This window comes from Novosphingobium beihaiense, from assembly GCF_022832375.1.
Taxonomy (GTDB): Bacteria; Pseudomonadota; Alphaproteobacteria; order Sphingomonadales; family Sphingomonadaceae; genus Novosphingobium; species Novosphingobium beihaiensis.
Window position 1 is genome coordinate 1 of record NZ_JALHLG010000017.1, and the last position, 11,372, is coordinate 11,372.

Sequence of the window (11,372 nt, forward strand, 5' to 3'; positions counted from 1 at the left end):
TGCTGAGGGCATTGTGACCGATGAGCGACGCAGCGCTGGGCCCAAATCGGCCCGCCGCGGGGCGATTGCGCTCGATGGACTCGCTTCTCAGACGTGGTCAAATTACTGCATGATGCAGTCGGGCGAGGGCTTCAACCAATTTCATATGTTTACGATGTTCTTAAGTCACTTGGTTCTGCGAAAGATATTCTTTGAGAAAAACCGCGCTTTCATTGGGCGCCATCGCTGCGCGGCACAGGAATCCCTGCATGACTTGGCACTTGCTGTCTCGTAAATGCGCAAGTTGCTCTTCTGTCTCCACCCCTTCCGCGACGCATTCAAGGTTAAGCTGACGGGCAAGGTCGAGCACACTTTGCACGATTGCGGCGGTGTTGCGATCCTCCAGCATATCGCGCACGAAAGTTCGATCGATCTTGATCCCATCCAGCGGGAAGTGCCGCAAATAACCGAGCGATGACCATCCGGTGCCGAAATCGTCCAGCGAGAGCTTGACGCCCAGTTCCTTGAGTTCGCCCATGATCCTATGAGTGGCTTCGTCGTCTTCCAGCGTCAGGCTTTCGGTTAATTCCAGTTCCAGCCAGCAAGGTTCAAGGCCTGTTTCTTGCAGTGCATTCCGCACCGAGCCGACGATATCGTCCCGATAGAACTGCTGCGCGGAGATGTTCACCGCTACACGCACCCCGGTGATGCCCATGGCCTGCCATTCAACGTTCTGGCGGCACGCTTCGGTCAACAGCCAACGACCGACTTCGACCATGCGCCCTTGCTCTTCCAGCAGCGGAATGAACACAGAGGGTTCTATGAAGTTCAGCGTGGGATGGTTCCACCGCAGCAGGGCTTCCATCCCCACAACCTTTGACGTGCCGATCGCGATTTGCGGCTGATAGTGCAGTACGAATTCACCGCGTTCGCAGGCGCCGTGCAAATCATTGGTCAGGCTATGCCAACTATCCGCCGCGATCGAAAGGTCCTGGCTGAACAGGCGATACTGGCAACGGCCGTCCTTTTTAGCCTTGTACATTGCGGTATCGGCGGCCTGCAGCAGCATTTGCGCTTCCTTGCCGTCCTGCGGGTACATGGCGATGCCGATACTACTGGTGATGTTGAGGCTACGCCCTTCGATCTGGAAGATTGGTTCGAGAGCTTCGAGTACGCGCTGGGCTATCTGCTCGGCTTCCGCTTCGCTGGTCAGACCGCCGGCAGAAATGACGAACTCGTCACCGCCGAGCCGCGCGGCGATATCGCTTTCCCGCAGGATCGAGCGAAGCCGCACGGCAACTTCTTCCAGCAACCCGTCGCCCACGAAATGCCCCAGGCTGTCGTTGATCGCCTTGAAGTTGTCGAGATCAAGCAGCAGCAACGAAACCTGACGCTCGTTGAGGGAGGCCTCCATGATCTGATGGTTCAACCGATCCATCATCATCGTGCGGTTGGGCAGACCGGTCAGCGTGTCGTGAAGCGCCATATAGCGCATCTTCGCCTCGGCCTCCTTGCGGGGAGAGACATCGCGCAGGATGCAGTGCCCCAGCAGGCGTTCGCCGGCAAGATAGCTGCTGGCGTTAACTTCAACACTCAGCGTCGAACCATCCGAGCGGCGCCAGCTCCAATCTTCCCAGCGCGCTTGTCCTTCGTGGCAGAGTGTGGAGAGGACTTTGCTGCCGTCACTCTGTTCCCGCAGCAATGGAATGTCAGCTACCGACATACGTTGCAGGTTGCTACGCTCGATTTCGAGCATCTGGCAGCAAACCGGATTGGCATCGACGACAAGCCCATCGCGCAAATCGAACACCATGATTCCGTCGGCCGCCGTCTCGAACAAGCGGCGATAGCGGACTTCGGATTCACGCAAAGCGATCTCGGTAGCCCGGCGTGCGGCCACCTCGGTGCGCAACCGCGCTTCCTGCTCGCGTAGCGTGCGCCGCGAGCGGTAGAGCGCGACATGGCTGGCGATCCGGGCCAGCAATTCCTCGCGCTGGAACGGCTTGGACACGTAGTCCACGCCGCCAGCGGCAAAGCCGGAGATCTTGCTGTCAATGTCGGACAGGGCCGTCATGAAAATAACCGGGATGTCTTGCGTTTCCGCTTGGGCTTTCAACCGGCGGCAGGTTTCGAACCCATCAATACCGGGCATCATGACATCGAGCAGGACAAGATCGGGCTTGGCGAAAGGCATGCGTTCCAGCGCTTCCTCTCCGTCAAGCGCCACCAGCACTTCATAGCCATGGCCTTCCAGATGATCGACGATGAGCCCGAGGTTGTTCGGGTTGTCATCCACGATCAGTACGCGTGGGATTGTCTCGATATGGCCAATTGCACTCATTGGCAGGCTCCGGCTTCTTCCAGGCTGGCTTCAAGCATTTGAAGCAGCGCTTTCGATTGATAGGACCCGGCAAGCGATGCAACCCGATCGCCAAAGATGCGATATTGCGGCCCCAGCGTCATGATGTCGGGAACGGTACGGCTGATCGCGCGCAAGTTGCCGGCTCGGGCAAGGTCGAGCAACTTCTCGATCTGCGCGCGCGGGGGAGGATAACACGCCACTTCGGCTTCCGGCTGAACCGGCTTGCTGACCAGGGCACGGGCCACGGCTCTGACAATATTTGTCCCATTCGTCGTCAAAGCCATGACTTGCGTGGCGCCCGTTGCTGTCAGCGAAGCGCGAGTCTCGTTGGAGATTTCACCGGCCAGAACGAAAATGGGGGGATGCGATGTTGCATTCCCGTTTTCACACAGCCTTGCCACCAGCGCCGGGCCCGCGACCAGTGGCATGTCGCAGGCCATTATGATTGCCTCCGGGAGCATTCTGGAGGCTGCAGAAATCGTTTCGATCCCGTCGGCTGCCATCTCGATTTCAGCGCCGTAAGCCTCGAACATGCGCCGCAGGCCGTCGCGCGCCGTTTCGGCGGGGAGGGCAATGAGCAGGCGGGCTCCGCGCAGGGCGTCGAATTCAGGCTCGTGCTCCAGATCAGGACTCGTTTCGATGAGTGGGACTTTGACCGTGAAGCGGCTGCCTTCACCCGGCACGCTCGACGCACCGATATCTCCGCCCATGGTATCCACGATACGGCGGGTAATGCTCAGCCCCAGGCCAGTGCCTCCACTGCGGTCAACAGAAGTCCCGACTTGCTCGAAGGGCTCGAAAATCGCTTCCAGCTTGCCTTCGGGGATTCCGGTCCCGGTATCGGTGACGACAAGACGCAGGCGTTGCTCCGCACCACTTCCGACGGAATCCGCAGCCAAGCCGATCGTTCCTTGCTCAGTGAACTTGACGGCATTGCCCAGCAGATTGAACAGGATTTGCCGCAGACGCTTACCGTCTGCTTCGATGTGCCGTGGCAAATCGGGCGCCAGGGTGAGTTCGAGTGCAAGCCCCTTGGCTTCCGCCCGCAGGCGCATGATGCGCGCCACGCTTTGCAGGAATTGCGGCAGATCGAGGCATGACGGAGCGACTTCGAGTTTGCCGGCCTCGATCTTGGCAATGTCGAGAATATCGCCGATGACTTCCAGCAGGTGCTTTCCGCTCTCAAGGATGGTCACGGCGGAGGTTCGATCCCGTTCGGTGGCGCTGTCGCTCGCGATCAGTTGGGCATAGCCGATGATGGCGTTGAGAGGCGTGCGCAATTCATGGCTCATATTGGCCAGGAATTGCGATTTGGCAGCGCTGGCGGCCTCAGCGGCTTCCCTGGCTTCGGCGATTGCTTGGTTTTCCTGGGCGAGGCGCTGTTTGCGCGCTTCGAATTCGCGCCGACTGCTGATCAATCGATAAATAATCAGCGCGCCGCTCGCGAGGCCCCATATGCCGATCAGAAGCAGGTACCAATTGGTATCGCTGATATAGTCGCCGGTGAAGCGTATTGACCGGACATTGATACGGGCGTCGCCGCCAGGCGGCGGGGTGGTAATGGTTATCTGGACAGAGACGACCTGCCGAAGACCGGATTGACGCTGCTTGGTCTCAGAATGTTTCGCGAGCCACCAAGGCTCGATTTTTAGATCCTTCGGATTGATTTGAATGATGTTACGCCCGGGACGCGCGCTCACGGTGATGCTGTTCGGTGCGTTTTCGGCCAATACTTCCCCAGATTTCATGCTGTCGGGAGGGGACATAAGGCTGAAGATGATGCTGGCCTCTTGATCGTTCGGGGGATCAAAATCGAAATCCAGAACGATGTTCTCAAAGTGGGTGAAATCCATGCCCCGTTGATCGAGTACATAGCCGAACCCGCAATAAGCGCCGTTCTCCTTGCCGCGAAGATGGCACTCCCAGTCCATCGGATCATCGGCGCGATTGGAAATGCTCGATGCGCCGTTTTCGTCGGCGCTGGCATAGCTGTAAGGCGTGCGTGCTGAAGAGCTTCGCGTGACCGTCAGGATGTCACCCGTAAACCGCTCTTTGAAGGCAACTGCGGCGAAAGTCAGCAGGATAAGGACGAAGGCGGCGATTTCGATCTTCAGATTTTGCGGCCAAAACCTCTTGGCGCCGCCGTTGCGCTGCAAATCATTTGCTTTTTGCACCATGTTTTTGCGATCCGAAGCGTGCGCCAGTTTCGTAGTTGCGCTCGGACTAACAGGCAGAGCTTTAGAAAAAGATAGTGTTCTAGGTGGGAACTCGCGTAGTGGGATGTTGCCTGCCCTGCGCCATTTTGCCTCAAACCTCGAAAAGTGCTCTATTAGGTCCTGGGCCTAGCAGACACGGCTGTGAATGGACCGGAGCAGGCAGTTTGTTGAACGGCTGCACGATGTGCCGATGGACTGTCTGCTCACCACCCAACCTCAATAACTGTCTTGCGTCAGATACTGTCCCAAACTCCGCCGTCGACCCTGAGCGATGCGCCGGTCGTGGCGCTGGAGAGCGGCGATGCGATATAGGCGATCAGGTTGGCGACTTCGTCAACGGTTGCCGCACGCCGGATGATCGAGGTGGGGCGGTTTACCATCACGAAGTCGGCGGCCACCTCGGCAACCGGTTTTCCGCTCTTCGCCACTTCGCCGGCCAGCATATCCTCCAGACCATCCGACAGAGTTGGGCCGGGCAGGACGGAGTTAACCGTCACGCCCGTTCCGGCGAGGCGCTTTGCCAGTCCGCGCGCGAAGGCGACATCGGCTGTCTTGCTGACACCGTAATGGATCATTTCGGCCGGGATGTTGAAGGCGCTTTCCGAACCCAGCATGACGATACGGCCCCAGCCCTTCTCGACCATGGCCGGGGCATAGGCGCGAGACAGGCGCACCGCGCTCATCACATTGATGCGCCAGTGACGATCCCAGATCTCGTCATCGGTGTCGAAGAAATCGGCGGGTTCAAAGATCCCGGCGTTGTTGATGAGGATATCGGCAGGCCCGGTGGCCGCGTGAATCGCATGGCATCCCTCCGCAGTCCCGATATCGCCCGGGACGGGCTCCGCGTGTGGGCCGATGCGATCTGCAGCTTCGGCGGTGCGGGCGGCATCGCGCCCGTTGACGAAGACTTGCGCCCCGCAATCGGCGAGCGCCTTTGCTGCGGCAAATCCGATACCGGCGGTCGAACCGGTGACCAGGGCCGAACGGCCGGACAGATCAAGTTTCATTTGCGTTCTCCTGACAGAATGAGGGGGACCAGAGCATCGGCAATCGCACGATTGCCCGTCGCACCCGGATGAAGGCGGTCGCCGCTGTCATAGGCAGGGCGCAGGTGGGCCGGATCAGACGGATCGGCCAGCAGGCGGTCGAGATCGAACAGCTCAGCCGATCCATGATTGTCGCGCAGCCATGCGTTGAAGGCGAGGCGTAGGTCTTCCTTCCCGGGCGTCCAGTAATTGCCCTCCATCGGTGTGCCGGGCAGTGCATCGCCGAAGGGCGCGATGGTCGCGACGATCAATCTTGTGCCGTGCAATTCTGCCTGGGCGAAAATGCTGCGGAATCCATCGAGCAAGGCAGCCAGTGTCATTGGCGGTTCGTCGGGCTGGAACGGCGTGCCGGGCCAGGCGATGTCGTTGGTGCCGATCAGCAGGACGACAGTGTCCGCACCGGGAAGCGCGAAGGCGTCATCGGCAATGCGTTCCACGACCGGCCGCCCCATCCCCGGCGCGAGCAGGCGATTGCCGGAAATTCCCGCATTGATCACGGCGATATCGTGCGGGGCGAGTTGCTGCGAAAGATAGTCGGGCCAGCGCGCCATCGCATCAATCGGCGCGCCATTTCCGTCGGTTATCGAATCCCCCAGCGCGACGACCACATCGCGCGCTCGCGCGTCTCCATAGACGGCGGACAGGGCAAGCCGGGCGGTCATCGTTCCTTCCTTGCCATCGGCGGTGACATAGTGGCTGGTTTCCCGCCCATCCCAGTGGAAATCCCCGCTATCGGCCCCCGTAAAGCGAACTCGCACTGCGATGCGGTGGCAACCGGCGACGGCTACCGGATCGCTGACGGCGCGCGCGCCCGCCGGGATGCTCACCGTTTTCGCATGCGCGAACGTCATCGGCACGGCGCTGTCATCCCCACCATGGCCGAGGCAGCGTACCTGCCCGTCGGCAAGGCCGAGCGGCGCGCCTGCATATCTGTTGGAAAACTCGATCCGGATATTCTCGCTTGGCAATGACAGCGTAAGCGGCTGCTCGGCGACTGTGCCGGCAACCTGCTGTGGCAGGCCGGTCTGGAAGAAGGATGTGTCATTGTCCCACACAGGCTGTGCACTTGCGGTCCATAACGGCACCCAGCCTGTCTCGCTGGCATGAGCGGAAGGGGGACACAGCAGGCTGGCGAGGAACAGCGGGATCAGCCCCTTGCGGATAGATCGAAAGGTCATGGCAAATTCTCCGGTTTGACGACGAAGAAGGCGATGCCTGCCGCCATGGCGGGCGGGATCGCGGCGACGAGGAAGAGGGACGGCAAGCCCCAGCCAGCTGTCAGCACGGCGCCGCCGATCCACGCGCCGATGGCATTGCCCAGGTTGAAGGCCGAGATGTTGAAGGTAGAGGCGAGCCCTTCATCCGCGCCCTGCGCCTGCCGGATTGTCCAGGCTTGCAGCGGGGCTACGGTGCTGAACGCTACCGCGCCGAACAGTGCGATCAGCAGCCTGGCGCCAATCATGCTGGCAAACCCCCAGCGTGAGACGATCAGCGTGCCCGCGAGCGCCAGCAGCGTACCGAACACGGCAAGGCGCAAATCGCGATCCGCCAGACGTCCGCCCGCGAGATTGCCTGCGACCAGTCCGAACCCGAACAGCAGCAGCAGCGGTGAGACGCTTGTCTTCGAAAATCCGCTCATCTGCGTGAGGACCGGGGCGATATAGGTGAACAGCAGGAACACCCCTGCATAGCCCAGCACGGTCATGGCAAAGCCCAGCAACGGCCCCTTGCGAAGCATGGCTGCCAGTTCCTTGCCGAATCTCTTCCGGCCTCCCTCCACAGGCAGGCGCGGCACGGCCATGGCGATGGCCGCGATGGCGATGACGCCGATGGCGCAGATCGCCATGAAGGTCGCCCGCCAGCCCCATGCCTGCCCGATCCAGGTGCCGAACGGAACGCCCAGCACGTTTGCCAGCGTCAGCCCGGTGAACATCAGCGCAATGGCCGATCCCTTGCGTTCTGGCGGCACGAGTTGCTGGGCCACGGTTGCGCCGACCCCGAAGAACGTGCCGTGGGCAAAGCCTGTCGCCACGCGCGCCGCCATCAGCAGGCCGTATCCGGGGGCGAGTGCGCAGGCGAGATTTCCGAGGGTGAAGACCGTCATCAGCAACAGCAGCACGCTCCGGCGCGGCAAGGCGGAGGTCAGCAGCGTGAGCAGCGGGCCGCCGAACACGACGCCCAAGGCATAGCCGGAAACCAGTAGCCCCGCGCTCGCGGCCGTGACGCCGATGCTTTGCGACACTTCCAGCAGCAGGCCCATGATGACAAATTCGGTAAGCCCGATTCCAAACGCCCCGATGGCCAGCGCCAGCAGGCCACGGCGCTGCGCGGCGGCATCCGGTACATCGGCTGTCGCGACCGTACTGGAGGGCAGGGCTGGCTGTGCGTGCAAGGTCATGGCAATTCCGGTCGGTGGCAGAGGCGTCGGGATAGACCGGTTGTAGAGATGACATTAGACAAGGGTTTCTATCAGGAGATGTGAATTGAGGTCATAAATGGCGACGGCCAACAATCGCCTTGCCGAGCTTGAGCTGGTGATTGCCGTCATCGACGGCGGCAGCTTTTCTGAGGCGGCGCGCAGCACAGGACGTACCGCCTCTGCCGTCAGTAAGGCGATCGCCCGGCTCGAGCAGCGGCTTGGGGTAATGCTCTTCCATCGCAGTACCCGCCATGTGACGCCGACCGAGGCGGGGGAAGCCTTCGCCTTTCGCGGACGTGGCATCGTCGCGGAGCTGTCGTCGCTCGAACGCGACATGGCAAAAGACCGGCCCGAGGGGCTGGTGCGCATCGCAACCAGCGCGGTTTACGCCAGCTTCATCGTCGCGCCACTGCTTGCACGGTTCCACGCCGAATTTCCCGCAATCCGGATCGAGCTATGCCTGTCCGATCGCATTTCAGCGCTGACGGAAGCGGGAATGGATCTCGCCATCCGGGCTGGGCCGCTGCCCGATTCCAGCCTGATTGCCCGCTCGCTGGGCGAAGTGGAACTGGTGAACGCCGGCCGCCACGCTTCGCTCCCCTTTTTCGGGCTTGCCTATGCCCGGACGGACGCCAAGTGGAAGCGGGAAGACGCCCCGTTTCTCGCCGATGATGGGGCAACCATTATCGCCGCGGTCAGGGCAGGCGCCGCTCAAGGCGCTGTGCCCGTTTTTGCGGTTCGCGACTTGCTCGAAAGCGGCTATCTGTCCGACCTCGACGAGCAAGCGCGTTTCACCGAGCCGTTCCATATTGTCTATACTGGCCGGGCTGCGAACCTGCCCCGGCGCGTGGAAATCGTAATCGACTTTCTCGCGCGACATGGACGAGTCGGGTAGTCCAGATGGCAGCGCACGGACCCTCTCCTCTTTTCCGGTTTCAGTGACAGGAATTGGGGAGGATGACATTCATGCGCATCTTTCAGACGAGCAACATTTGGCCAGACGCAGTCCTTACCGTGATGGCCGGTTTGCTCATCGCACCTCACTAACAACCTGGATGCACAACCCGAACCCCCACGCTATTCGCGCAATAAAGCCCCGCCGACCCGATCGCCATGCGTGCAGGCGATCGGGTTTCAGGGGCGGCCGTTATCCAGCCAATACTGGGCTATCATGCATTGGCGAGCGAGGCCTTGGCAGTGTTGACGTAGAAGGACTTGAAGGCCTCGACGAGCCTTTCCTCTTCGGAATAGAGGCCGGGGCGGTAGCCGTCCGAGCGAATGCCGGCGTGGTTGAATTCCGCCAGACGCCGGTCCTGGTAGTTCGTGGCTTTCCACACGGACGTCAGGTTGCCGAGATCGTAGTCTACGCTTTCTTCGGCATCTTCATGCACCAGCCAGCTTGTACGGACGAGAGTCTTGTCCTCGGTGAGCGGGACCAGACTGAATGTGACGACGTGATCGCAGCAGAAATGGTGCCAGCTGTTGGGCTGGGTCCAAATCGACAGACTGGTTTCTTCCTTGTCCCCATGCGGCCAGATCAGCTTCTTGCAGGCTGGCTTTCCATCCATCGTCTGCGACACGGCACCCTTGGCAAGACTCAGGCGGGCGATACGGTGCCACCAGCCGTCCGGAAACTCGATGAGATCCTGGTATATACCGAGCTGGCGCCAACGTTCGCGTTGCGCTGAGGTGGCGGCTTTGGCGGCGGTTTCCCCGCCGCCGTCCTTGTCTTCCGGAAAGTCCCTGCCGAAACCGCTGCCGTCGAGCGAGTTGAGCAGTTCGAAATGGTTGCTTTCGCAGTGATGGCATTCGCGGTTGTTTTCCATCACCAGCTTCCAGTTCGCGTCATCGATCAGATCGCATTGCTCCGCGACTTTCAGCCGGTCGAGGTCGTAGAGCGCGAGCTGCTGAGCGATATCGGCTTTGGCCCGGTCGATCGGGGGAGGGGAATCGGAAAGGCAAATGAACAGCAGGCCGCCAAGATTTTCGAGTGCCACCGGGCGCAGTCCATGTTCGGCCTTTCGGAAACTTTCGGGCATTCCCCGGGCGGACAGGAGGCGTCCATCGAGGCCGAAGCTCCAGAAATGGTAAGGGCAACTGAGTCGTGCGTTGTTCCCCTTGAAGGAATTGCAGATACGCGCGCCACGATGCGTGCAGGTGTTGTGAAAGGCGCGAATTTCTCCGTCCTTGCCTCGCACGATGATGACCGAGTTGTTCGCCAGTTCGAACACGTACCAGTCGCCGGGCTTTTTCACATGCGCCACGGTGCAGGCATAAAGCCAGACGGACTTGAGCACGGCCTGCGTGTCGAAGATGAACGCGCTTTCGCTTGTATAGAGTTCCCTGGGGAGAGTGTAACCGGGACGAACTTGGAGAAGCAGATCAGCAATTTCACTGGATTTGATCATCGGATGTCTCCAGGAAACACGGATGTTTGGCAGGCGCGTGTGTTCATGCGCTGCGCAGGGCCGCGTTTCTTCCGATAGGGTTGATTGTGTTTTGTTGCCGAGGCGCTGAAAGAAGCGGCTATGTGCTGCCTATTGCAGGCAGGGCGGCCAATCACAGCGACGAAGAAAGACCTTGTGCATCGTTTATTTACAACCCGGACTAAAGAGCACGTTGCGGTGCTGTCGCTGAATGACGTTATACTGCTTTGTTGGCTGCGGCAGATGCCATGACGCAACTGTTTTGCTGTGCAGCACCTTGCAAGGAGAGCATCAGATTTTTGGGATTGTCAATTGCCTGAAATGTGTGGCTGCCAAGGGTGGTGTGCAGGTGCAGCATTCTTCCCTTCGTTCGGGAAGGAGCGTCCCATATTCGACAAGCCGGAAAATTCGGGAAAATATGGCGTGTTGCGGGACGGACGGTGCGCATGGCCCGGGTGATTAGGGGCTGTCAGCACGTTTATCATGCTGGATATTTATGGCGCCAATAAGCCAAAATTATGGCCCGTCACCGGAGGAGTTTCTCCCGCTGAACTGGCATGAGAGCGGCCGGTTGGGACAGCGGCCGCGCGGTCTAGCCTCCCGGCGCCTGTGGGCGATCCTCTGGGCACGATAGTCCGTGCGATGAGCATCATCATCTGCTCTCCTGATAATGAATAGTAGAAATGCTAATTTTTCACAGAGCGGCTTGTCGCTGGCCAGAGAGTGGCGTCATCTAATCGCAACAACAGGCCTGTCGCCGTCATCGTCCGCTTTGGCGGGTTGAGAGGGAGGGCTGATCGGAGTTGCGGTTTCTCTTGGTTTGGTGGGGCTCCTATGAAAATCCTCGTCCCCGTAAAGCGGGTGATCGACTACAACGTGAAGCCGCGGGTGAAGGCGGATGGCACGGGCGTTGACCTTGCC

8 protein-coding genes and 1 pseudogene are annotated in these 11,372 nt (G+C 60.3%); 2 read left to right on the top strand and 7 right to left on the bottom strand.

Annotated elements, in window-relative coordinates; translation table 11 throughout:
- Positions 1–160 precede the first annotated feature (160 nt).
- From MTR66_RS12800 to MTR66_RS12820, 5 genes are all read right to left on the bottom strand, one after another.
- On the bottom strand, positions 161–2,320 hold the full coding sequence (locus MTR66_RS12800; RefSeq protein ID WP_243921628.1) for a putative bifunctional diguanylate cyclase/phosphodiesterase: 2,160 nt from the start codon (positions 2,318–2,320) through the stop codon (positions 161–163).
- The gene (locus tag MTR66_RS12805; protein ID WP_243921630.1) at positions 2,317–4,518 is read right to left on the bottom strand and encodes an ATP-binding response regulator; all 2,202 of its coding nucleotides are present in this window, start codon (positions 4,516–4,518) and stop codon (positions 2,317–2,319) included. Before MTR66_RS12805 ends, MTR66_RS12800 begins: the two co-directional genes overlap by 4 nt.
- A gap of 272 nt (positions 4,519–4,790) precedes the next feature.
- Positions 4,791–5,567: an SDR family NAD(P)-dependent oxidoreductase gene (locus tag MTR66_RS12810; RefSeq protein WP_243921632.1), complete on the bottom strand. Its 777-nt coding sequence runs from the start codon at positions 5,565–5,567 to the stop codon at positions 4,791–4,793.
- Positions 5,564–6,784 (bottom strand): GDSL-type esterase/lipase family protein, encoded by a 1,221-nt coding sequence (locus tag MTR66_RS12815; RefSeq protein ID WP_243921634.1) that lies wholly within the window; start codon positions 6,782–6,784, stop codon positions 5,564–5,566. The genes MTR66_RS12810 and MTR66_RS12815 overlap by 4 nt, the downstream gene beginning before the upstream one ends.
- Complete coding sequence (locus MTR66_RS12820; protein WP_243921636.1) at positions 6,781–8,004, bottom strand: MFS transporter; 1,224 nt, start codon at positions 8,002–8,004, stop codon at positions 6,781–6,783. The genes MTR66_RS12815 and MTR66_RS12820 overlap by 4 nt, the downstream gene beginning before the upstream one ends.
- 97 nt (positions 8,005–8,101) lie before the next feature.
- On the opposite strand from MTR66_RS12820, the gene MTR66_RS12825 reads away from it, so the two are divergent.
- Complete coding sequence (locus MTR66_RS12825; protein ID WP_243921638.1) at positions 8,102–8,920, top strand: LysR family transcriptional regulator; 819 nt, start codon at positions 8,102–8,104, stop codon at positions 8,918–8,920.
- Between the two features lie 274 nt (positions 8,921–9,194).
- Here the strand turns inward: MTR66_RS12825 and MTR66_RS12830 are convergent, their stop codons facing one another.
- Both MTR66_RS12830 and MTR66_RS12835 read right to left on the bottom strand, forming a co-directional pair.
- Positions 9,195–10,433 (bottom strand): aromatic ring-hydroxylating oxygenase subunit alpha, encoded by a 1,239-nt coding sequence (locus MTR66_RS12830; RefSeq protein WP_243921640.1) that lies wholly within the window; start codon positions 10,431–10,433, stop codon positions 9,195–9,197.
- A 235-nt stretch (positions 10,434–10,668) separates the two neighbouring features.
- Entirely contained in the window at positions 10,669–10,899 is a 231-nt protein-coding gene (locus MTR66_RS12835) for a hypothetical protein (RefSeq protein ID WP_243921642.1), read from the bottom strand.
- A 386-nt stretch (positions 10,900–11,285) separates the two neighbouring features.
- On the opposite strand from MTR66_RS12835, the pseudogene MTR66_RS12840 reads away from it, so the two are divergent.
- Positions 11,286–11,372, top strand: a pseudogene (locus tag MTR66_RS12840) (electron transfer flavoprotein subunit beta/FixA family protein); the annotation flags it as partial.

Coding starts and splice junctions, on each gene's coding strand:
- MTR66_RS12810 (WP_243921632.1), bottom strand. CDS start 5,567: ATGAAACTTGATCTGTCCGGCCGTTCGGCCCTGGTCACCGGTTCGACC.
- MTR66_RS12815 (WP_243921634.1), bottom strand. CDS start 6,784: ATGACCTTTCGATCTATCCGCAAGGGGCTGATCCCGCTGTTCCTCGCC.
- MTR66_RS12805 (WP_243921630.1), bottom strand. CDS start 4,518: ATGGTGCAAAAAGCAAATGATTTGCAGCGCAACGGCGGCGCCAAGAGG.
- MTR66_RS12830 (WP_243921640.1), bottom strand. CDS start 10,433: ATGATCAAATCCAGTGAAATTGCTGATCTGCTTCTCCAAGTTCGTCCC.
- MTR66_RS12820 (WP_243921636.1), bottom strand. CDS start 8,004: ATGACCTTGCACGCACAGCCAGCCCTGCCCTCCAGTACGGTCGCGACA.
- MTR66_RS12835 (WP_243921642.1), bottom strand. CDS start 10,899: ATGCGCACCGTCCGTCCCGCAACACGCCATATTTTCCCGAATTTTCCG.
- MTR66_RS12825 (WP_243921638.1), top strand. CDS start 8,102: ATGGCGACGGCCAACAATCGCCTTGCCGAGCTTGAGCTGGTGATTGCC.
- MTR66_RS12800 (WP_243921628.1), bottom strand. CDS start 2,320: ATGAGTGCAATTGGCCATATCGAGACAATCCCACGCGTACTGATCGTG.